Genomic DNA, 22,396 nt, shown 5'->3' on the forward strand with positions numbered 1-22,396 from the left:
CGCACTTTTGCCGCTCCTACAGAACGCACGTTTCTCACGCCGGGCCATCTCCCAAACGCTCACATCCGCGATCAGGCTGAAAGGCGTGGTTCCAGGCGGAGCCAAATCCCGTCTTTCGAGCGCACGGTCAGATGCGCCACGGGCATCGGCGTTTTGTCCGTCACCACCGTGATGCGGTAAGCGCGTGCCATCATGGCCAAAAGCAATGGTCCCTCGACCATGGCAAACCCCGCCCCGGTACAGACCCGCGGGCCCGACGAAAACGGAATAAACGCATCGCGCAGACATTGCTTGCCGTTCTCGGTTTTGAACCGATCCGGGTCAAAGGCGTCGGGGCGGTCCCAAAACCGTTCGTGCCGCCCCAAATGCCAGGGCGACAACACGATCTGCGCGCCTTTGGGCACATCGCGTTCGCGGAACCGCACCGGGCATTTGGCCTCCCGCACCATCATCGGCACCGGCGGGTAGAGCCGCAGGGTTTCGCGGAACACATCCTTGGTAAAGCGCAATTTCGAGAGATCCGAGAACGTCGGTTGATCGCCAAAGGCCGCGCCCTCTGCCGCGACCCGGTCCTGCACCTGCGGGTTGGCGGCCAAAAGCCAAAGCGCCCATGCCAGCGCCGACGCCGAGGTCTCATGGCCCGCAAGAAAGAAAATCGCCACCTGATCGACCATCTCAGCGGTATCAAACCCCTGCCCCGTGACCGGGTCTTTGGTGGTCATGATCTTGGTCGCCAGATCATCAGGCGCCTGCCCCGCTGCGATCTCGGCCTGTCGCGCGACGGTCAGATCGGTGATCAAACGGCGGATCGCCTTGGCCCCTTGGCGGGTGTGTTTGCGATGAAACCGCGGCATCCATTTCGGCAGCGGTACAAAGGCCGCGATGTTGAGGATCGGTTGGGCGCGTTGGTAGGCTTGGAATTCGTCAAACACGTCGCGCGCGACATGGTGGGTGATCGGGATGGAAAACAAGGTGCGAAAAATCACATCCGCCGCCGCATGCGAGGCATGGGGTTCGATGTCGAACGCGCCGTGCTCTGTGCTCAGGCGCTCGACCATGCCCCGCCCCGCCGCCAACATCGCCGGAAACGTGTCTTTGAGCCGCCCGCCTTCAAAGGCCGGGTCAATGATCCGGCGCTGCCGCAGCCATGTCTCGCCATTGGTCAAAAACACCGAATGGCCCAAAAGCGGTCGCAGCCCCTCGGCAATGCGCGCCGATTTTGGAAAATTCATCGGCTCTTCATTGAGCACGCGTTTGACCAGCGCGGGTTGATTGACCAGAAACGATCGGAAAAACAGCGTTTTATATTCGGCCATCCACGCGCGATAGAGCTTGGCGGGTTGGGCCGACAGGATATCTTTGCGAAACAGTTTCACATACTGGCGCAGGGTGGTTTTTTCCGGGCGCGGGGTCGGTTTCGGCGGGATCATATCAGAGGTCATTATGGGGCCATGTCCGTGTATCTGTTGGCCGGGATGTCGATCCGGCTGGGGCTGGGCATGTGCGTGGCAAAGCGGGTGCGAAGGGTGTGCCCTCCTGCCGTGATTTGAAAATAATCATAGGGTCCGGGCCGATCAAAGGCGCAAAGATATTGAAAATGCAGACGAAAAAATCGCCGCTTGAGCGCGTTCCAACGCGCGGGCGAGAGCGTATTTTTGAAAGCGGCAGAGATCACCAGCGGATATTTTTGATCCTCGGGTGCGACACCGGAGACTTTCACCGGATCGCACAGCGCAAAGGAACAGGGGTCCCCCGGCGCCGTGACATCGAGCCAAAACAACTCCTCGCGCGCGGACAAATAGGCCAAATCCCGGCGCAGTGCCTTGGCCTCGGGCAGGTAGGACACCATCGGCACCACCTGCCCCAATGAGAGGAAGGACAATTCCGGGCCATTGTCCGGCACATCGCCCCTGCGGATAAGCTCCGCCAAAATTGACACCCCCACATGCGCACCAGACGAATGGCCGACGATCAAAACCTCGTCCCAGTCCTGGCGCAAGGCCTCGGCAATATCGGCGCGAAATTCCGCCATTCGAGTGACCAGCGCGGGCGGGTCCGCGCCGCGCCAACGCGCCGAAAACCCGTAATCATGCATCAGGTAATAGGCGAAAAACTTACCGTCCTGGCGTTTGAACCAGGTCAAAAGCGCATAGGCGAGGCCAAGACCCGCCGCGATCCCAAGCCACTGAATGAACGTCCCAAACCGCCCCGCCAGCGCGCTCACGCCCCAAAACAGGCCAAGCGCAACGCCAAGTTGCAACAGCAACACGCCAATCGGATAGAGCGCCGCCAAAACCGGCCCGCGCCGCAATTTCATCAATCGAAACAACGCGCCAGAGCCAATATAGGTCCAGGCCGTGCGGGCAAGGATCAGATAGGTGCGCAAAATCCCGGCGTCCATACTGTCTTGGACAATGTCGGACCAGACCAGCACGTCGATCTCGCTCTCGGTCTGCGCACCCTTAATGCTGCTGCGCACCGACCAGCCAAATCGCCTGCCTTTTTTGGCAGACAGGTCGATCTCATACCCGGAAATCTCCGCCTGCGCGCGGCTTTCTTTACGGTAAAGTTCGCGGTAGCGGCGCGGCGGGATTGGGTCATAGCCGGGGATGTAAAACACCCGCCGCCGCTTGACCTCTTGGTCTCCCATCCCTCTGTCCTGCGCTGTCATGCCCGAACCCTTTGGTTTTCAAGCATCTTAGCGGGTAAATATGATGAAAATAAGCCCGAAACCGCACCGGCACAGACGGGCAGATCAGATGTCAGACAGCGGTGGATTTAACCAAGCTGGCTTAGCACCGGGAAGGCTTCAAGCAGCCAATAGGACAGGCGCGAAAACGCCCCCGTCAGCATCATCAGCCCGACCAAGACCAACAACCCGCCCATGAGTTTTTCGATCACCCCCATATGGCGTTTGAGCCGGTTCATCAGGCCCACGGCGCGGGTGATGAAAATCGCCGACAACAGGAAGGGCAAGCCCAGCCCAAAGGCATAGGTGGCCAAAAGCATGGTGCCGCGCGACACCGAGCCCTCAGAGGCGGCCATGGACAGGATCGCGCCCAATTGAGGGCCGATGCAAGGCGTCCAGCCAAAGGCGAAAGCCAGCCCGAGGATATAGGCGCCGAACGCTGTGCCGCCCTTGTCGCCCGCATCCATCCGCGCTTCGCGGTCCAGAATCGGAATGCGAAAGACCGACAGGAAATGCAGGCCCAAAATCAGGATCACAACGCCGGATATTTTGGCGAAAATCTCCTGATTTTTTAGGAAAAACATCCCGAACGCCGAGGCTGTGAAGCCCATGAACAAGAACACGGTGGACAGGCCCAGAACGAACATGATCGCGGGCACAATCGCCTTGCGCGAGCCACGTCCGCCGCCGGTGAGTTCATTCATCGAAATGCCCGACATATAGGCCAGATAAGGCGGCACGATGGGCAGCACGCAAGGACTCAAAAACGACACCATGCCAGCGGCCAAAGCCACGAGCATGGAGAGCAAGAGGGTTGCGTCAAAGAGATCGATTCCAAACATATCCTGCTCATGCCATGTCCGCGCGCCTGTGAAAAGCGTCCGCTATGTCGCGCCCCCTCACTTTTGCGTTGGGTGCGCGCGTATACATACAAAAACGGCCGGGACTGACCCGGCCGTTTTGATCTTATTAGGCGGAATTAGGCGGATTTAGCGCCCAATACTCCACCAACCGCGGCGTTTCGGACCGTCATCCTCTGGCTCTGATGCGGTCTCGGACGCGCTTTCGGACACGCTTTCCGACGCACTTTCTCTGGCCTCGGCCATCTCCGGGGCGGGCTCTGGTGCCGTTTCTGGCGCAGCCTCGGCGACAGGTTCCGCAACAACGTCAACCACGGGGGTCTCCACCACAGCCTCAGCGGCAATCTCTGGCGCAGTCTCTGCTACAGTCTCGACCGGGGCCTCAGCAGGCGTTTCCGCCACAGGAGCCTCCACTTTAACCGCTGCTGCCGCCTCTGCCGCTTTTGCGGCTTCTTCGGCCTCGCGTTCGGCTTTGGTCTTGCGTTTGCGCGGTGCGGGCTTCGGTTTGGCAACCGCCGCTTCGTCCTTGCCTTCGGTCACAGGCTTTTTGGCCCGCGAACGTGTGGTTTTGGGCTTTGCCGCAGTCTTAGTCTCAGTCTTAGTCTCAGCCGCAGCTTCCGCGCCCTCTTCCGCAACAACAGCAGGCTTGCGCGCCCGGCTTGTCCGTGTGCGCTTGGGCTTTTCAGCGGGGGCTTCCTCAGCGGCAGACTCGGTCTCCGTTGCGACCTCCTCTTTGGTCTCTTCTTTGACCTCTGCGGCCTCTTCGCTCACAGGCGTCGTTTTTTTGGTGCTGCGCGAGCGGGTGCGGGTGCGCTTGGGTTTCTCAACCGGGGCCTCCTCAACCGCCTCAGCCGCCTCCGGGGTCACATCGTCCGGCGCGCTTTCGCTGTCATCAAAACCATTGTCCTCATCAGACCCGTTGTCCTCATCGGAGCCGTTTTCACCCTCTTGACCCTCGGTCGTCTCACCGGGTTTGCGGCGACGACGACGACGGCGACGACGTTTTTTCGGCTTCTCTTCTTCGCCCGTGTCCTCGGTGGCATCCACGCTACGCGGCTCGGACACCTCGACAGCCTCAGCCTCCTCAACCACGGCGTCGATCGGCTCCTCTTCAGGCTCAACATAGTCGGCCATCAAATCGGCGGAGGCCGAAATCACGTTGCTTTGTTCGGCCAAGATCACTCGGGTCGCGGTTTTGAACCGTTCGATGGTGAAATCGGGTGAAATCATGAACGGATCAGCCTCAAGACGCACGGCCATGCCGTAGCGCGCCTCGATTTGGGCGACGCGTTCGCGTTTGATATTGACCAGATAGTTGATCACCGCCACCGGCGCTTTGACCAAAACCTCGCGGGAGCGCTTGCGGGTGCCCTCCTCTTCGAGTTGGCGCAGGATCGTCAGGGCCATGTTGTCGTCCGAGCGGATCAGACCCGTGCCATGACAATGCGGACAGGGCTGGGTCGTGGCTTCCAACATGCCGGGGCGCAGACGCTGACGAGACATTTCCAACAGACCAAAGCCCGAAATGCGCCCCACCTGAATGCGGGCACGGTCGGTTTTGAGCTTGTCTTTCAGACGCTTTTCGACGGCGGCATTGTTGCGGCGCTCTTCCATGTCGATAAAGTCGATCACGATCAGACCGGCCAAGTCGCGCAGACGCGCTTGACGGGCCACCTCTTCGGCAGCCTCAAGGTTGGTTTTGAGCGCCGTTTCCTCGATCGAGCCTTCTTTGGTGGCGCGGCCGGAGTTGACGTCGACAGCGACCAGAGCTTCGGTCAAATCAATGACGATATAGCCGCCGGATTTGAGTTGCACGGTCGGGTTGAACATCGAGCTGAGGTAGCTTTCGACCTGAAAGCGCGCGAACAACGGCAGGCTGTCGGCGTAATGTTTCACGTTCTCGGCATGGGTCGGCATGATCATTTCCATGAAAGCCTTCGCCTCACGGAACCCCGCCTCGCCCTCCACAAACACCTCGTCGATGTCTTTGTTATAGAGGTCGCGGATCGAGCGTTTGATCAGGTCGCCCTCCTCATAGATTTTCGCAGGCGCCGTGGATTTCAGCGTCAGCGCGCGGATCTGTTCCCACATCCGTTTGAGGTAGTCATAATCACGTTTGATCTCGGTCTTGGTGCGTTGCGCGCCCGCGGTGCGCACGATCAGACCAGCACCCTGCGGCACTTCAAGTTCGCCTGCGATCTCTTTGAGTTTCTTGCGATCTGCGATATTGGTGATTTTACGCGAAATACCACCGCCACGCGCGGTGTTCGGCATCAAAACGCAATAGCGACCGGCCAGCGAGAGATAGGTGGTCAGAGCCGCGCCTTTGTTGCCGCGCTCTTCTTTGACGACCTGCACCAACATCACCTGGCGGACTTTGACGACCTCCTGGATTTTATATTTGCGCGGGCGCGGTTTGCGCACCGGACGGAAATCATCAGAGGAGTCATCGTCGGCCACGCTTTCGATGCTGTCGTCTTTGTCGGCGGCGGTTTCGGCGGCGTCGTCTTCGTCGTCGCCCTCATCACCGTCATCGTCTTGATCGTCGGTCTCGTCGTCGGCCACGTCATCAGAGGCGGTGTCGCCCTCCTCCGCTGGCTCTTCCACCGGCGTGTCCTGTACGGCAAAGGCGGGCGATGTGCCCTCTTCGACCGGGCTGTGCCCGGAGGGGTCCGCGATCATATCGTCGGCCTCGGAGGCCTCCGGTTCGATCACATCCATGCCGGAAATGCTTTGGGGAGCGCTGCCTTGTGTGGTGCTGTCTTGATCCGCATCCTCGCCCACGACCTCTTGGGTCTCGACCGCATCAGAGGATGTCACCTCTTCGGCCTTTGAGCGCGTGCGCGAACGGGAGCGACGACGGGGGCGTTTCGGCTTGTCCTCTTCCTCTTCCTGCGCTTTCGCATAGGCCAATTCTTCGGCCATCAAGGCTTCGCGATCCGCAACCGGGATCTGATAATAATCCGGGTGAATTTCAGAAAACGCGAGGAAACCGTGACGGTTTCCGCCGTAATCGACAAAAGCCGCCTGAAGCGACGGTTCGACGCGCGTTACTTTTGCGAGGTAAATGTTGCCAGCAAGCTGACGTTTGTTTTCAGATTCAAAATCAAATTCCTCGACCTTGTTTCCGTCGACCACCACAACGCGGGTCTCTTCCGCGTGGGTGGCATCGATAAGCATCTTTTTAGCCATTGTTGTCTTTCGGCACCCACAACAGACGCGCCTCCCCTTCGGAGCGACACGCGGGTTTTCGGGTGATGTTTTGGGGCGAGCGATCGTGCGGGCAAGGGCGCGGGGACGCAAGCGTCCCGTCTGTGCTCTAATCTTGCCTCGTCGCGTTGCATCGCGGTTCTTCTCCGGCACATCGGGCGCGCCTTTCGGCCCTGCCCTAGTCCCCATACAAATCCCCCTGTCCGGCTTGGACATCAGGGGCGTTTCATGCCGCTGGATGTATCACGTCTGGCTTTGTCATGCCTGACCTTGTCTGCCCAGCGGCGGCATCGGTCTGCGCTACGGGCGGGCGGCGTCGATGGGGTTCACTGATCTCAGATGGATCAAGGACCTCACAGGCGGCTCCAGCTCTCGCATGCAGCGAATGAGTCTCACGCGGTTTCCGGGGCGGCGTTGTCCCAAAGGACCCAAGGGACCTCAAAGGGACACCAAGCCAGACCTGCGTCTTCCTATCAGTAGTGATCCCGCGCCCCTATGACAACACGCAAATTTGCAAAGTGGCAGTTCACGTTGGAAATCGCGGAAAACATGCGCCAATCGACGCGCATATGCGTCCCAAACGACGGGGGGCCCTCATGACATTTGCCTTATTACCCGCAAAAGCTTAACGCATACTCACCTGATCCCGGCTCTCTGCCTCCGCTCTTGCACACCTCAGGCATCTGCGCTTTGCTGATCTCACCGTCCCAATCTCACGCGCCAATCTCGCTGTGCCCAAAGGAACCCGCAATGCCCCGCCCCCTGCCTGTCACAGCCACCTTTTCCCTCATCTTCGCCCTTCTCCCAACATTCGGTCAGGCCAAACCGCTCACCTGTGCGCCCGAATGGCATCGGGCCAATCTGACCAACTATACCTCCTACCCCGCCCCCGACAGCGAGGAATGCCTGGCCTATAATGGCTGCACTTGGGCCGGGCAGTTTTACGGTTTGGAGGACACTCAGACCGAAGCATGGGTCGCCGCGCATAACATCGTGGCGGTGCATGAAAAGGATTGGGGCTGGCTGGGCATGAAAACACTGCACCTGCGCCAAGACGGGCGCGAGATCACCACACAAGCCATCGACATTTGTTCAGATGCGGACTGTGACGGCTGTTGTACAAAAAACCTCGGCGGTGACGGGTTTTTGGTCGATATCGAGATCAACACCATGGAGCGGTTTGGCACCGGCGCTGGGATCGTCGACTTTCAGGTCTGTGAATAGGCCCCGCCCGGTGACTGGCAGATCACGGGCAGGACCAAAACGATCACAAATAATCAGCGCGTTGCAGGCTGTATTTGGCCATTTTCTCGTTCAACGTCCGCCGCGGCAGACACAATTCGTCCATCACCGCGACGATAGAGCCTTTGTGGCGGCGCATCGTGTTGTCGATCAACATCCGCTCGAACGCTTCAACATATTCCTTCAACGGCTTGCCTTCGGTGGTCATGGTTTGCTGTTCCGGCGCGTCCGATTCTGACAAGAGCAGCGAGGTGATCGACCCCGACCCACGCCGGCTTTGCAACACCGAACGCTCCGCCACATTGATCAATTGCCGGATGTTGCCGGGCCATGGTGCTTGCAACAATTGCGCCGCCTCTTGGGCCGACACCTCAGGCGCATCGCAGCCGTATTCCTCGGCAAACTGTTGGCTCAACTGGGTGAACAGCGACAGGATGTCTTCGCCGCGCGCGCGCAGGGGCGGCGTGGTGATTTTCATCGCCGCCAGGCGGTAAAACAGGTCCGGGCGCATCGCGGACTCGCAGGTCCGGCCTTGTTCTTGCAGGTTGCAAATCGCGATGATCCGGGTTTCCGGCGGCGTGCCCTGTTCGTTGATCAGGGTCAGCAAACGCGCCTGAAGCGGCATTGGCATGGCCTCAATGTCTTCAAGCACCAAGGTGCCGCCGCGTGCCTCTTCGAACAGCGGTTGAATCTGCCCGTCCGGGTCGGGGCCAAACAGCCGTTTCGACAGATCATACTCATCGCGTCCGGCGCAGGCAAAGGTGATGAATTTCTTCGAGGCCCGCGCGCCCACCGCATGCAAAGCATGGGCGATCAGCGTTTTGCCGGTGCCGGTTTCGCCGTCGATCAACACATGACCGTCGGCTTGGCCCAGATCCAGAATATCCTCGCGCAGGCGCTCCATCACCGGGCTTGCGCCGATGAGTTTGTTCATGATGCCGGTGCCATCGGACAACTCGCGCCGCAGCGCCCGGTTATCAAGCGTCAGCCGCCGCGCATTGGTGGCCTTTTTCGCCAGTTCCGTCATCCGGTCCGGGTTGAACGGCTTTTCCAAAAAATCAAACGCGCCAATGCGCATCGCCTCAACGGCCATCGGCACATCGCCGTGACCTGTGATCATGATCACCGGCAGGCCGCTATCAACGCTCATCAGTTTCTTGAGAAACTGCATCCCGTCCATGCCCGGCATTTTGATATCGGTGATGACAACGCCGGGGTAATCCGACCCAAGCGCTTTCACCGCCTCCTCCGCCGTGGCAAAGGTTTCCGTGTCAAATCCGGACAGGGCCAGCCATTGGCTGATGGATTGGCGCATGTCTTGTTCGTCATCGACGATCGCGATTTTCATTGCCGTCGCCATGGTCTTTCCTCTTCTTTTTCGGCCCAAACTCTGGGCCACCTTCATTCGGGCCACCCAAATGTGGGCCACGATAAGATACGGCGTTACTGCGCCGCGTGTCTGCTTTCGCGCGACAAGGGCAGCACCATTTCAAAGGCCGCACCGCCCACCGGACGGTTGCGCGCCATCAATCTCCCCCCCAGTTCGGCCACAATCCCCGACGAGATCGCCAGCCCAAGCCCGACGCCATCCCCCGGCGCCTTGGTGGTGTAGAACGGTTCAAACAGCGTCTCGAGATCCTCGATCCCGGTGCCATTGTCGCGCACGGTCACTGCGGCTTGGGTGCCGCCTGTGACCAATATTTCGATTTGGGGTTCAGATGCGGTTTTACAAGCATCAAAGGCGTTTCTAAGCAGATTGACCAAGACCTGTTCCAACCGCACCCGGTCGCCATCGACGATCACCGGCTCGGGCGGCAGGGTGCGAATGATCTCGACCGAGCGCTGTTTGAGCTGTGGTTCCATCATCGAAAGCGCTGAGGACACGCAGTCGCGCAAATCAATCGGCTGAAGCTGATCGGAGCCTTTGCGGGCGTAGGATTTAAGCTGTTTGGTGATAGCGGCCATGCGGTTGATCAGATCGTCAATCCGCCCAAACGAGGCCAGGGCCTCCTCGGAGCGCTTGCGTTTGATCAACAGGCGCGCGCCGGCCAAATAGGTTTTCATCGCCGCCAAGGGTTGGTTCAGCTCATGGCTGACCGCCGCCGACATTTCGCCAAGCACGGCCAATTTCGATGATTGCGCCAAGGTCTGTTCCGCCACCTCTAGGCTTTTCTCTGCCCGTTTGCGTTCCTGAATCTCGCGTTCAAGGGCGGCGTTCAACAGCCGCAATTCGGCACTTTCGCGTTGAAACAGGCCCGCGCGCGACACGGCGCGCCGCGAGGTCAGGTAGAACACACCAGACAGCAACACGGCAAAGCCCATGATCTCAAGCGCCAAAAACCCGTTCACCCGTTCGCGGACTGACGAATAGGCGGTGAATGACGTCATCCGCCAGCCGCGAAACGGAATGCGGCTTTCCAAGCGCATCAAGGCCTCGCCGCCCAAATAGACCTCGGCAGGGCCCGGCGACCAATCCGTAGTGATCTGAAACGCGCGCTCAATCGCCGTTGGCGCGTCGGTGACAGCCAAGGCTTCGGTTTCGGTTTTCGAACGCCAACGGGGTTCGGTCGACAGGATGATCTGGCCTTCCGAATTGGCCACCACCACCGCGTCCGAAATCCCGGCCCATGTTTTCTCAAACCGCGCCAGATCGACCAGCACCACGATCACCCCGGCCAGCGCGCCATTGACATCAATCCGGCGGCTGTAGGTGAATTCATAAGCCCCGTTGTTAAGCTGGGTGGTCTTGAAAATCGTATCATTGGAACGCAGCGCATCGACGAAATAGGGCGATTGGCGATTATTAACCCCCAATAGCGACCGATCCGTGGCCGCCACAACCCGGCCGCTTTCGTCCAAAAGCGTGATCCCCGCCGCGCCAATTTCCTGAATGTAGGAGATCAGATGTTGCGAGGTCTGGGCGAAATCGTTGGAGTTCAGCGCACCGACCAAAACCGGATCGCGCGACAACAGGATCGGCACGATGGAATTGCGCTGAAGTTCCGACAGCAAGTTGCCCGAGTACAGCGCTTGACGCACTTCGGCGCGGTTGCGCGTCAGGATGGTATAGCGTTCGGTCAGAAACAGGTTGGTGACCCAAATGACGCCAATGGCCGCCACGACAAACGCAACAAGCGCCAGCCGCCCGGCCCAGGTCATTGTTCTCGGCCTTTTCGGCCCCATCAGGTCGCGGTCACTCATGTGGACAGAATACGCCCGCCCGCCCCGGACCTGCAAGAGGTCGCGAGCGCGCCTGCCGCGTCAAACCCAGCGGATTTTTGACGGTTTTCAACAATTTGAGCGGAGTTTCGCCACAGAGGGGTCCAAAGCGTGGTCCACGGCGGGCCGGAGTTGACCCACCCTTAACCCGGTTTAGGCAGAGACCACCGCATCGAGCAGCGAGGCAAAGAACAAAGCCCCGTCCTCATTGCCATGCGCAGGTTCGGCGGCGCGTTCCGGGTGCGGCATCATCCCCAAGACGCGCCGGTTCGGTGACAGGATGCCCGCAATGTCGCGATCCGATCCATTCGGGTTGTCAAGATAGCGGAACGCCACAAGCCCCTCGCCCTCCAACATGTCCAGCGTGTCGGCATCGGCGGTGAAATTGCCGTCGTGATGCGCGATCGGGATGCGGATGTGCTGACCCTGGGCATAGGCGGAGGTATAGGGGCTGTCGGTGGTTTCAACGGCCAATCCCACCGTGCGGCAGATGTATTTCAAATTGCCGTTGCGCAGCAAAGCACCGGGCAAAAGCCGCGCCTCGGTGAGGACCTGAAAGCCGTTGCAAATGCCAAAGGCATAGCCGCCGCGCTCAACGTGTTTCTTCAACGAAGCCACCACCGGCGAATTCGCCGCAATCGCACCACAGCGCAGGTAATCGCCATAAGAAAAGCCCCCCGGCACGCCGACAACATCGACCCCCTCAGGCAGGTCCGCGTCCTTATGCCAAACCATGGTGACATCCGCCCCCGCGCGTTTGAGCGCCGTGTACATATCGCGGTCACAGTTCGATCCGGGGAATTGCAGAACGGCGGCTTTCATCGGCAGAGCTCCTTGGCAGATAGGCAGATGGGAGGCATTCGCCCGCCTGATACGATGGGACAGGGTTTGGATCAAGTGGGGATTGAGGGCCGGGTGCAAGCAAAGGGCCAGCACCACTCAGTTTCGCTCTACACCGCGACGCCGAGCGATGGGAGACAGCCGCTGAGCACTTAAAGAAGCTGAGCACTCAAAGAAAATGAGGGCCTTTGAGCCCCACCCTTGCAAGATTGGGCTATCTGTCGGCTATATTTAAAATTGAAAATGCTCTATTTTTCTTCATCCGAAAAAGAGGCTTTTGCATGACACGCCCAAACGACCACGCCGCAGCGATTGCATTCGCGAGAACTTGGAAACCCGGACAGCCGACCGATCCGGCGACGCTGGCAACATTGCGAACCCTGAGTGAGGCGCTGAACCTCGACGACGACGCGTTTGAACGCGTCTGTTCCGTCTATATTGAAAATGCACTGTATGACAAAGCGTTGGCAAACTCTCTTGTCGGGAAACTTGCGACTGTTTTCACCTGTCCAACCTTTGAAACGCTGTTGACTGTCAATCAGGTTATGCAGGCTCTCAATGCCGATTGGGGCGCTCACACTGAGGTGCTTCCTCTCGCAGTTGAGGTTTTAGCGCACCCGGATTTGGATGTTGTTCATGATCTGATCTTTCCAAGTGTGGTTGCGATTGGACATGCGGCTTACAAGGCTCAAGATCACAGGCTTGAGGAGATGCTGATCGAAAAAGGCAGGCAGTGGCAGTCAACAGGAGAGGCGGCCCTTGCCAATCATTGCGCCCTTGGCCTGTGCCTTGCCCAGACCAAAGAGAGTGCCAACTGTTTTGGCAAAACAGTCGATTTAGATCGTCTTTTTGGACATTTTGGACATTTTGGACATTGAAATCAGATATTAAGTTCAGATTAAGAGTCATTAAGGCCCTTCGCGTGCCGCGCTAAGACCCCAAGAGACTAAGGATGATGCGCATTTAAAATCTCGTCTTGGACATCCTTTGGCAGGCCAAAAATATTGACCACCCCCGGAAAGGACGCGCCGCGCAGATGCGCTGAGGCGTGAAACGTTGCATCTTCAAACGATGTTCTGCCGTGAAACACCGCGCCGGAAAAATCTGGGCTGGTCTCGAAAACCGCACCGGCAAAGGACGCCCCCTCCTTAAACTGCGCTCCAAGGAACCGGGTCGCGCCGGAAAACCGCGTCGCGTGAAACGTTGGTTCTCGCTCAAAGCAAACGTTGGAAAAATTGGTATCGCCTTTGAACTGTGCAATCGTAAAAGAGGGCAGATGGCTAAACCACGCCTCAGACAGGTCCATATCCGCGAACTGCGCCGCACTAAAATCTGAAAACGGCCCAAAGACCGCGTCTTTGGCACTGAATTTAGAGGCAAATTTAGCTGCGCAAAGATCCAAGCCAACGGGAAAACTCATGCCAGAGAGATCCAGAGGCGTGGGAACTGTCAGCCCGCGTAGGCTCGGTTGCAGCAACAGGATGACATCCGCGAGGAATTGCCCCGCCGTGTAGGTTTTGATCTCATCCTTAAAGTTCATTGACTGGCCATCTTTGTGGTCAATTCCGGGCGAGCCCGGACGACATGCACTCAGCTCAGGCGCCGTTTCTAACTCTGCAACAAGAGGGGCATGGGCTTGGCTCAGCGCGAGATACGCCTCAGGTTCTTGCAAAATCTTGAGAGAGGCCTGCGCGCGCGCAGGCAAAAAGCGCGCCAGCCACTCTTTTGTCGCGGCATTTCCACCCTGATTGAGCGCATTCACGTTCCACCTATGAGCCGCGACCAAAGCGTCGCGCTCCTGCCAAAACGGGCGCGCCCAAGCGGCATGGTCTAAAAGCTGTTTAAAAACATCGGATTGAAACTCAAAATTCATCTCAAAACATCTTATCTAAGATTGGGGCCTGTGATTCGGGTCTGTGGTGACCGGATGCCTGAACCAAACACGGGCGCGCAGGTGGGATCAAGTCGGGATTGCCCCCCCCCGTGTCGCCTCGCGTCACCCCTCGCGTCATCCCCGCGTCACCCGGACTTGCCAACAATTGTTGCGCGCTGAGCGAATGTCGACGAAAGCGATGGCCTCGCGGGCGAGCAATTCGGCGCAATAGGGTTTGATCTCGGATTGTGGCGTGATCCGCCCGGTGCCGTAGACAATGCGTTCCTCGGCATTATAGGCTTTGAGCAGATAGTCCGGCGAGCTGGTCAACACCTGCGGGATTTCCGAACTGAAGTAAGGCGGGCACTCGGCGGCGCACAGAAAGATCGGCCCGGTTTCAGCATAGGGTTGCGGCGCGGAGAACGGTCGATGCGCACAGATCAACATCCCCGCCCCTTTTGGGACATGGCACAGACAATGCCGACACGGCGCGGCGTCATAGGGATTCAAAACATGCTCAGGCGTCTGGCCATTGGCATCCGGTTTGCCAAGGCGCAGCGCATGGGCGGTGAGGGAGGGCAGTCCTTGAAAGATCATCGAAAGGCTCCTGTGTGGATGTGCCTTAGCCCTAAGAAACCACCCCTCATTTGGCGACCCGGATCATGTGGAAACGGATTGCGGGACCAGAGCGCTGTACCTTGCGGAGGACGGGGCTTGACCAAACAAGGATTGTACACGAACATCATCGCATGAAAGCCACAGAGCGCAAAACACTTGAGCAATTGGAAAAAGACGTGTGGCCTGCGCCGAAATTCGGCTCCTATCTTGTGACAACCTGTCATCAATTGCGTCAAAAACCGTTAAACGCATTCACAGTCGAAGACCTTCGCATCATGATCGGCCAAGGCATTGGCATAAAGTTCCTGCTCCCCAAAGCGATTGAAACCCTTAAGGTAAATCCCTTTTCAGAAGGCGATTTTTATCAAGGTGACCTTCTCATGCAGGTGCTCAAACTTGACCCATGCGTACTAAAAGCGGACCCAGCACTTTACCAGGATTTGATCCATGCGAGCCTTGCCGCCCTTCAATCTCTAGACCCGGTTCTGTCCGATACAGACCGAGCACGAGTGGAGCGGTTTTTGGAGCACCCCTGACGCCCCGGCTCAGAGAACTCTGGGAAAACCCAATCGCCCATCAAAAAAAACCGCCCCCAAAGGAGCGGCTTTTCAATCTCTTACAGACCCAACTCAGATCAGAGCATGGTGATCCGGTAGCTTTCGATCACCGTATTGGCCAAAAGCTTGTCGCACATCTCTTTGATCGACTCTTCCGAGGTGCCATCGGCCAGATCCAATTCGATCACCTTGCCCTGACGGACCTCGTTGACGCCCTCAAACCCAAGCGCGCCGAGCGCGTGTTGGACGGCCGCCCCTTGGGGGTCGAGAACACCGGTTTTCAGCATGACGTCGATGCGGGCTTTCATCGTGGGCAATCCTTTAGGAAGTTAGTTGATCAGGGTCGGCTTGTCGCCGATCGGGCCGTTCGTAGGCAAAACGCCAAGGCGGCGGGCCACTTCGGAATAGGCATCGGTGAGCGAGCCCAAGTCGCGGCGGAACACGTCTTTATCAAGCTTTTGCCCGCTTTCCATGTCCCACAACCGGCAGCTGTCCGGCGAAATCTCGTCGGCCACGATCAGGCGCATGAAATCGCCTTCCCAAACCCGGCCAATTTCGATTTTGAAATCAATCAATTTGATGCCAACGCCATACATCACCCCGGACATGAAGTCATTCACCCGCAAAGCCAAGGCGACGATGTCGTCGAGGTCCTGCTGCGACGCCCAGCCAAAGGCGATGATGTATTCTTCGGGCACCAAAGGGTCACCCAAAGCGTCATCTTTGTAGGAGAATTCGATGATCGGACGCGGCAGGCGCATCCCCTCTTCGAGACCCAGACGTTTGGCCATGGACCCGGCGGCAAAGTTGCGCACGATGACTTCAAGCGGGATGATCTCGCATTGGCGGATCAGTTGCTCACGCATGTTCAGGCGCTTGATGAAGTGGTTCGGCACACCGATGGCGGTCAGACCGTTCATGAAAAACTCGGACAGGCGGTTGTTCAACACGCCCTTGCCTTCGATGGTCGCGCGCTTTTCGGCATTGAACGCGGTGGCGTCATCTTTGAAATACTGGATCAGCGTGCCCGGCTCTGGACCCTCATAAAGAGTCTTTGCTTTGCCTTCATAGATTTTTTTACGGCGCGCCATGGGGCCTCCAAAAGCTGATGGGCCGGGAATCATCGCGACCGGCCTCTTTATGCCGCTCTTTAGGGCAAGGGAACGCCGGGAGCAAGTTCGGCGCCATATTTGCGCCCGCCAGAGCGGAAAACTCTGTCCAAACGCCACCTGCCCCATGCCAACACGCTGTGTCCTTTTAAAGTTTTTGATAAATATTCATTCATGCGTCTTGATATGTCGCAAAGATAAGTCCCATATTTTAAGTAAGATCAGCAGTTGAGGAGGAGCCAACAATGACCACATTTGACGACCGCGAAGCCGCATTTGAATCCAAATTCGCCCATGACGCCGAGGCCCAATTTCGGTTGGAGGCCCGTGCGGACAAAAAAATTGCGCTTTGGGCCGCCGATATTATGGGCAAATCCGCAGCCGATGCTTTGGCCTATGTGGCGGAGGTGATCCGCGCCGATATGCAAGAATCCGGTGCCGAAGATGTGATTGCCAAAGTCGCCGCAGACCTCGGCTCACGCTCAACCGCCGCAGCGATCCGCGAGAAATATGCCGCCTTCATGGTCGAGTCTCAACAAGAGATGATGCAATAAACCCAGCTTGATACGCTGATCTGACAGCCCCGGTTCGCCGGGGTCCGTCGGGTGTATGTCGTCGGGTGTATGTCGTCGGGTGTATGTCACTGCCAAACAAACACCGCCAATTCTGCCATCTCGGCCCGCATACTCATGCGGGCCGTTTTCATGTGGCCTCTGCCCCGCCTCAGACACAGCCCCCTTTGGGTCTTTATTGTTGGAACTTTTGGCCTCGCCGCGATCAAATTGAACGTGGATTAATCGAATCTTGGCAAAACCGGGGCTATTGCTCACGGAGCACGGATTTGCACGCCTTGTGACACAACGTGCGGTAAGCCCCGATTTCAGGCTCAGCTCAAAGGACCACCTTCGCCATGCGCCATAGCCCGTTCGACATCGAAAAGGCCCTTCGCGTCTCAGAGCCGATGCGCCCAAGGCCCGGTTCGGTGCGACCGCACCTCGGGGTGACACGCGCGACGAAATCGGCGAGGACAAACGGCCTGCGCGCGCTTTTGGGCAAACAGCTTTTGCCGCTGGCACTGACCCTGTTCATCGGTTGGCTGATCTGGGGCAAACTTGGCCATCTCGACCTTGCCGCCATTCTCGCATCCGTCGCCACAATCGGCCCCGGTCAATGGGGTCTCGCCGGGCTTGCCACCCTGGGCAGTTTCTGGGCCGTCGGCCAATATGACCGCGTTTTACACGCTCAGCTCGGCACCGGTATTTCTGCCCGTGCGGCCCGCCTTTCCGGCATCGCGGCGATCGGATTGTCGCAATCCTTGGGTTTTGGCGCTTTGACGGGCACGTTGATCCGCTGGCGGATGTTGCCGGAATTGACGCTCTGGCAGGCCGCGCGCCTCTCCGCCGCGGTCGCGCTGTCCTTTTTGGCCGGTTGGGCGGTGGTCGCGGCCGTCGCGGTGCTGGCCTTTCAACCGGATATACCGTGGATGAAATCGCTCGCCACTGGGGCGATTGCGCTGGCAATTGTGATGGCTATGATTTCGGTCTACCCGCCCGGACCGCTGGTGCGTGTGCCGTGGCCCAGCCTGCGCGCCATGGGCACGGTCATCGGGCTGGCCGCTTGTGACACCATCCTTGCGGGCCTTGCGCTTTATGCGCTGATGCCGCCTGAGGTGCATCTTGCCATCGGCCAGACCATTTCGGCCTATCTGTTTTCACTGGGCGCGGGCATCATCGGCTCGACACCGGGCGGTGTCGGCCCGTTTGAGGCCACGCTGGCCTCCCTTTTGCACATGGTTGAACTTGAACAGCTTTTGGGGGCGGTCTTGGCGTTTCGCGTGGTCTATTATGCCCTGCCCGCCATGATTGCCGGGCTGCTGATCCTGCGTGGGCCCCGCTCATGCTCGCTGTCCCGCGAACCCGGTCTGATCAAAACCAAAAGCGCGCCCTACCTCACACCCGAAATGGAATTACAGCTGTTTTCCGCTCCCCGCGCAGAAGCCAACCTGTTGCGCACACGCGATTTCTCCCTTTTGACCTCGGAAAAGGGCCACCCCCTTGGCCTTGCTGCCCCGATTGGCCAATCGCTTGTCATGCTCTCCGATCCGATTGCTGCGCGGGGCTGCCCTTTTGCCGCCCGCGACGCGCTGTCTCGTGCCGCGCGGATGCGCTACCGCATGCCCGCGATTTATAAATGCGGCGCGCGCATGGCGGCCTCGGCACGACGGGCGGGTTGGAAAGTGCTCCCAACAGCGCAAGAAGCCTGGCTCGTCCCCGCTCAGTTTTCGCTCGAAGGCTCAAAAACCCGACAACTGCGCCGGGTCATCCGCAAGGCCGAAGACGCGCATATCAAAGTCCGCGAAGGCTCCCGCGACCTGCCCCTCGCCGACATGGATCGCGTGGCGCAGGAATGGCTCGACAGGCGCGGCAAGGAGCGCGGGTTCTCCATGGGCACCTATGATCGTGGCTATATTTCCTGCCAAAGGGTGTTTCTCGCCTATCAGGGCGAAACGCTTGTGGCCTTCATTTCCCTGCACGAAAGCCGTCACGAAATGACGCTGGATCTGATGCGCGCGGGTTCTGCAGCCCCGGATGGCACGATACAGTTGCTGATTGTCGAGGCCATTCGTGCCGCTGCCGCCTATGGCTGTCCGCGCCTGTCCTTGGCCGCTGTGCCCTGGGACGGTCACGACGATGACGCTTTGACCCGTTGGCTTCGGGGTAAGTTTCTTGCCAAATCGGGGGCTGCGGGTCTGCGCCGGTTCAAATCCGCCTTTGCCCCACAGTGGGAAACGCTCTACCTCGCCGCCCCGTCTCGCTTGGCGCTTGTGGTGGCGGGTATGGATATTTTGCGCCGGGTGACCGCACCGCCACCCAGACCCACCGCGAACCCGATGAAAGCCTCGCGCTTTGCCACCCACCGCACCCTGCATCTGTTTCGCCGCCGCGCCACTGGTGCGGGCTGAGGCGAAGAACACGGCGCATCTCTTCCGCTCGCTCTTGGTCGCGCGAATGTGCAGCACGCTCATGATCTTTATGACCTGATTGAATTTGATAAATCGGGCCAGACATGGCACATGGGCTACAAATCCCCGGTCGGGCCGCCCGTCCGGGACCTTTTTCTTTGTCCGCGCGCCCTCGCGCCCCCTTATTCAGTCCCCCGGAGCCGCCATGACCGACGCCCCCCTGCCCAACGCCCTTTCCAAACTTCTTGAAACCCGTGATTGGCTGATGGCTGATGGGGCGACGGGCACAACGCTGTTCAACATGGGCCTGTCCTCTGGCGATGCACCGGAGCTTTGGAATGTCGACAAGCCCGAAAACATCACCCGGCTTTATCTGGGCGCGGTCGAGGCCGGGTCTGACATTTTCCTCACCAACTCGTTTGGCGGCACCGCCTCGCGCCTCAAATTGCACAAATCCGAACATCGTGTGCATGAGCTGAACAAAGCCGCCGCCGAAATCGGTCGCAATGTCGCTGATCGTGCCGGGCGTGTGGTGATTGTGGCCGGGTCCATGGGCCCGACCGGAGAGATCATGGAACCGATGGGACCGCTGTCCTATTCTGCCGCTGTCGAGATGTTCCACGAACAGGCTGAAGGGCTGAAAGCCGGTGGTGCCGATGTGGCATGGATCGAAACCATCTCCGCCGCCGACGAATATAAAGCTGCCGCAGAAGGCGCCACTTTGGCAGGCCTGCCCTGGGTCGGCACGATGAGTTTTGACACGGCGGGGCGCACCATGATGGGCGTCACCTCGGCGCAACTTGCAGATATGGTTGAAAAAATGCCAATGCCTCCCGTGGCCTATGGTGCCAATTGCGGCACCGGCTCGTCGGATTTGTTGCGCACGGTTTTGGGCTTTTCGGCGCAGGGTCATGAACGCCCGATCATTGCCAAAGGCAACGCCGGCATCCCGCGCTATATGGATGGGCATATCCATTATGATGGCACACCCGAATTGATGGGCGATTACGCCTGTATGGCGCGCGACGCGGGGGCGACGATCATTGGCGGCTGCTGCGGCACCACGCCCGAACATCTGCGCGCCATGAAAGAGGCGCTTGAAACCCGTCCGCGCGGCGAACGCCCGACGTTGGAACTGATCGTCGCGAAACTTGGCGGCTTCTCTTCGACCTCAGATGGCACTGATGACAAAGGCCCCGCCAAACGCGAACGGTCCGGCCGCCGCCGGGCCCGCGATTGATCCATAGAGGGGAAGCGCAGATGACCCGCCCGGTCTCAGAACAGGCTCAATTGATCGCCCGCTTTGGGCGGCACCGCGAACAGATCCTGTCTGAGCGCGGGCAGCTTTGTCATGAGGCCGGTGCGGTTGAGCGCGATGTCAAAGCGTTGCGCCATGAGTTCGGCCCATTCGCCCTCGCCTCTCATCCGCTTGCCCCACTGGCTGTCGTAAACCTGACCGCCGTGCAGCTCGCGCACCCGGTTCATCACCCGTTGCGCCCGGTCGGGCACATGGGTGGCCAGCCAATCCTCAAACAGGGGTGCAACCTCCAAGGGCAGGCGCAACATGATATAGCCCGCGGCCTTGGCGCCGTGACTGGCGGCGGCGCCCATGATGGCCTCCAATTCATGATCGGTCAGCGCCGGGATGATCGGCGCAATCATAACCCGCACGGGGATGCCGGCATCGGCCAAAAGGCGCATGGTTTTCAACCGCCGCGCCGGCACCGGCGCACGGGGTTCGAGTTGCCGCGACAGGCGCGACCCCAGCGTGGTGACAGACAATCCGACCTGCACCAACCCTTTTGCGGCCATCGGTTTCAACAGGTCAATGTCACGTTCGATCAACGTGCCTTTGGTGGTGATCGTGAGCGGATGATTGTGCGCGGACAGCACCTCAAGCAGCCCGCGCATCACCCGGTCGCGCGCCTCGATCGGTTGGTAGGGATCGGTGTTGGTGCCAATGGCGATCGGGGCCACGGTATAAGATGTGGCGCTGAGTTCACGGGCCAAAACCTCTGCCGCGCCCTTTTTGCGGGTCAGTCGGGTTTCAAAATCCAATCCCGCGGACAGCCCAAGATAGGCATGGGTGGGCCGCGCAAAACAGTAAGAACAGCCGTGTTCGCAGCCCCGATACGGGTTGATCGAGCGATCAAACGGGATGTCGGGACTGGCGTTGCGGGTGATGATTTTGCGCGGGCGTTCGTCCACCGTGGTGGTGCGCGCGATGGTTTGCTCAAGCTCAGCGTCCCAGCCGTCGATAAAGGTTTCACGCGCCAGCCGTTCAAAACGGCCGCTGGCGTTCGACTGCGCCCCACGCGCCTTGGGCACAAGCCCAAGCGGCAACGTATCGGCAAGCAAATCTGGGTGTTGAGTGGAATCATGAGCCATGCCCAAGATGTAGAACAAAATGAGAACATTTGCCAATCCCCATTCTTAGGGACCCCTTTGCGCGGGACTTGGCAGAATTCACCGCACACACAGGCGCAGTATGGCGCTGTCCAAAAAGGAATGACAGATGTCTGACAATGAAGACGACCTGATCCTGTCCGATCTCAACGACGACGAATTGACCGAACAGATGATGGATGACCTCTATGACGGTCTGAAAGACGAGATCGAAGAATCCGTGCGCATCCTGTTGGAGCGGAAATGGACCCCTTATGACATCCTGACCAAAGCGCTGGTCTCGGGGATGCAGATCGTCGGCGACGATTTCCGCGATGGGATCTTGTTTGTCCCCGAAGTGCTGCGCGCGGCGCAGGCGATGAAGGGCGGCATGGCCATCCTGAAACCGCTTTTGGTCGAAACCGGCGCGCCGAAAATGGGCAAAATGGTCATCGGCACGGTCAAAGGCGACATTCATGACATCGGCAAAAACCTTGTGGCGATGATGATGGAAGGCGCGGGGTTTGAGATCATCGACCTGGGCATCAACACCGAAGCCGCGAGTTACATTGGCACGGCAGAGGCCGAGGGCGCGGATATCATCGGCATGTCCGCCCTGCTGACCACGACCATGCCCTACATGAAAACCGTGATTGAGAGCCTGTCCGCGCAAGGCCTGCGCGACAAATATATTGTGCTCTGCGGCGGTGCCCCCTTGAACGAAGAATTCGGCCGGGCCATTGGCGCGGATGCCTATTGCGATGACGCGGCGATTGCGGTGGAAACCGCCAAACGACTGATCGCCGCGCGCCACAATCAACTCTAACCGTGT

At 59.0% G+C, this 22,396-nt stretch carries 19 protein-coding genes; 7 read left to right on the plus strand and 12 right to left on the minus strand.

Annotation, left to right across the window (positions count from 1 at the left end; genetic code table 11):
- Positions 1-71 precede the first annotated feature (71 nt).
- The 4 genes from BLT54_RS01635 to BLT54_RS01650 form a co-directional block, all read right to left on the minus strand.
- Positions 72-1,442: a cytochrome P450 gene (locus BLT54_RS01635; RefSeq protein ID WP_425429322.1), complete on the minus strand. Its 1,371-nt coding sequence runs from the start codon at positions 1,440-1,442 to the stop codon at positions 72-74.
- A complete protein-coding gene (locus BLT54_RS01640; RefSeq protein ID WP_245707930.1) occupies positions 1,442-2,671 on the minus strand; it encodes a hypothetical protein in 1,230 nt (409 codons plus the stop codon). The genes BLT54_RS01635 and BLT54_RS01640 overlap by 1 nt, the downstream gene beginning before the upstream one ends.
- A gap of 107 nt (positions 2,672-2,778) precedes the next feature.
- Positions 2,779-3,531: a cytochrome c biogenesis CcdA family protein gene (locus BLT54_RS01645; RefSeq protein WP_074640407.1), complete on the minus strand. Its 753-nt coding sequence runs from the start codon at positions 3,529-3,531 to the stop codon at positions 2,779-2,781.
- Between the two features lie 147 nt (positions 3,532-3,678).
- Positions 3,679-6,741: an Rne/Rng family ribonuclease gene (locus tag BLT54_RS01650; protein ID WP_074640409.1), complete on the minus strand. Its 3,063-nt coding sequence runs from the start codon at positions 6,739-6,741 to the stop codon at positions 3,679-3,681.
- 768 nt (positions 6,742-7,509) lie between these two features.
- On the opposite strand from BLT54_RS01650, the gene BLT54_RS01655 reads away from it, so the two are divergent.
- Positions 7,510-7,983 carry a hypothetical protein gene (locus BLT54_RS01655; RefSeq protein ID WP_074640411.1) on the plus strand — a complete coding sequence of 158 codons (474 nt, stop codon included), beginning with the start codon at positions 7,510-7,512 and terminating at the stop codon, positions 7,981-7,983.
- Positions 7,984-8,026: 43 nt separating this feature from the next.
- Here BLT54_RS01655 and BLT54_RS01660 read toward each other — a convergent pair whose 3' ends face one another.
- The 3 genes from BLT54_RS01660 to purQ form a co-directional block, all read right to left on the minus strand.
- Positions 8,027-9,361 (minus strand): sigma-54-dependent transcriptional regulator, encoded by a 1,335-nt coding sequence (locus tag BLT54_RS01660; protein ID WP_009571327.1) that lies wholly within the window; start codon positions 9,359-9,361, stop codon positions 8,027-8,029.
- A gap of 83 nt (positions 9,362-9,444) precedes the next feature.
- Positions 9,445-11,160, minus strand: a complete 1,716-nt coding sequence (locus tag BLT54_RS01665) for a sensor histidine kinase (protein ID WP_176832803.1) — start codon at positions 11,158-11,160, stop codon at positions 9,445-9,447.
- Between the two features lie 213 nt (positions 11,161-11,373).
- Positions 11,374-12,042 (minus strand): phosphoribosylformylglycinamidine synthase subunit PurQ, encoded by a 669-nt coding sequence (purQ, locus tag BLT54_RS01670; protein ID WP_074640413.1) that lies wholly within the window; start codon positions 12,040-12,042, stop codon positions 11,374-11,376.
- Positions 12,043-12,248: 206 nt separating this feature from the next.
- On the opposite strand from purQ, the gene BLT54_RS01675 reads away from it, so the two are divergent.
- Positions 12,249-12,938 carry a hypothetical protein gene (locus tag BLT54_RS01675; RefSeq protein ID WP_143026707.1) on the plus strand — a complete coding sequence of 230 codons (690 nt, stop codon included), beginning with the start codon at positions 12,249-12,251 and terminating at the stop codon, positions 12,936-12,938.
- 68 nt (positions 12,939-13,006) lie between these two features.
- On the opposite strand, the gene BLT54_RS01680 is transcribed toward BLT54_RS01675, so the two are convergent.
- Positions 13,007-13,933, minus strand: coding sequence for a pentapeptide repeat-containing protein (locus BLT54_RS01680; protein WP_074640417.1), 927 nt, complete (start codon positions 13,931-13,933; stop codon positions 13,007-13,009).
- Between the two features lie 135 nt (positions 13,934-14,068).
- Complete coding sequence (locus tag BLT54_RS01685) at positions 14,069-14,530, minus strand: DUF1203 domain-containing protein (protein ID WP_074640419.1); 462 nt, start codon at positions 14,528-14,530, stop codon at positions 14,069-14,071.
- A gap of 152 nt (positions 14,531-14,682) precedes the next feature.
- Between BLT54_RS01685 and BLT54_RS01690 the strand changes: the two genes are divergently transcribed.
- The gene (locus tag BLT54_RS01690) at positions 14,683-15,087 is read left to right on the plus strand and encodes a contact-dependent growth inhibition system immunity protein (RefSeq protein ID WP_074640421.1); all 405 of its coding nucleotides are present in this window, start codon (positions 14,683-14,685) and stop codon (positions 15,085-15,087) included.
- A 98-nt stretch (positions 15,088-15,185) separates the two neighbouring features.
- Here BLT54_RS01690 and purS read toward each other — a convergent pair whose 3' ends face one another.
- A complete protein-coding gene (gene purS / locus BLT54_RS01695) occupies positions 15,186-15,416 on the minus strand; it encodes a phosphoribosylformylglycinamidine synthase subunit PurS (RefSeq protein WP_074640423.1) in 231 nt (76 codons plus the stop codon).
- A gap of 21 nt (positions 15,417-15,437) precedes the next feature.
- Complete coding sequence (gene purC, locus BLT54_RS01700; RefSeq protein WP_074641420.1) at positions 15,438-16,199, minus strand: phosphoribosylaminoimidazolesuccinocarboxamide synthase; 762 nt, start codon at positions 16,197-16,199, stop codon at positions 15,438-15,440.
- 263 nt (positions 16,200-16,462) lie between these two features.
- Between purC and BLT54_RS01705 the strand changes: the two genes are divergently transcribed.
- The 3 genes from BLT54_RS01705 (at position 16,463) to bmt (ending at position 20,419) form a co-directional block, all read left to right on the plus strand.
- Complete coding sequence (locus BLT54_RS01705; RefSeq protein WP_074640425.1) at positions 16,463-16,771, plus strand: DUF1476 domain-containing protein; 309 nt, start codon at positions 16,463-16,465, stop codon at positions 16,769-16,771.
- A gap of 356 nt (positions 16,772-17,127) precedes the next feature.
- Positions 17,128-19,179, plus strand: a complete 2,052-nt coding sequence (locus BLT54_RS01710) for a phosphatidylglycerol lysyltransferase domain-containing protein (RefSeq protein ID WP_074640427.1) — start codon at positions 17,128-17,130, stop codon at positions 19,177-19,179.
- A gap of 205 nt (positions 19,180-19,384) precedes the next feature.
- Positions 19,385-20,419, plus strand: coding sequence for a betaine--homocysteine S-methyltransferase (gene bmt, locus BLT54_RS01715; protein WP_245707931.1), 1,035 nt, complete (start codon positions 19,385-19,387; stop codon positions 20,417-20,419).
- Between the two features lie 35 nt (positions 20,420-20,454).
- Here the strand turns inward: bmt and BLT54_RS01720 are convergent, their stop codons facing one another.
- Positions 20,455-21,603 (minus strand): PA0069 family radical SAM protein, encoded by a 1,149-nt coding sequence (locus BLT54_RS01720; protein ID WP_143026708.1) that lies wholly within the window; start codon positions 21,601-21,603, stop codon positions 20,455-20,457.
- A gap of 91 nt (positions 21,604-21,694) precedes the next feature.
- Between BLT54_RS01720 and BLT54_RS01725 the strand changes: the two genes are divergently transcribed.
- Positions 21,695-22,390, plus strand: coding sequence for a corrinoid protein (locus BLT54_RS01725; protein WP_074640429.1), 696 nt, complete (start codon positions 21,695-21,697; stop codon positions 22,388-22,390).
- The last annotated feature ends 6 nt before the right edge of the window (positions 22,391-22,396 follow it).

Origin of the sequence: Celeribacter baekdonensis, assembly GCF_900102315.1 — a bacterium.
GTDB classification, from domain to species: Bacteria; Pseudomonadota; Alphaproteobacteria; order Rhodobacterales; family Rhodobacteraceae; genus Celeribacter; species Celeribacter baekdonensis.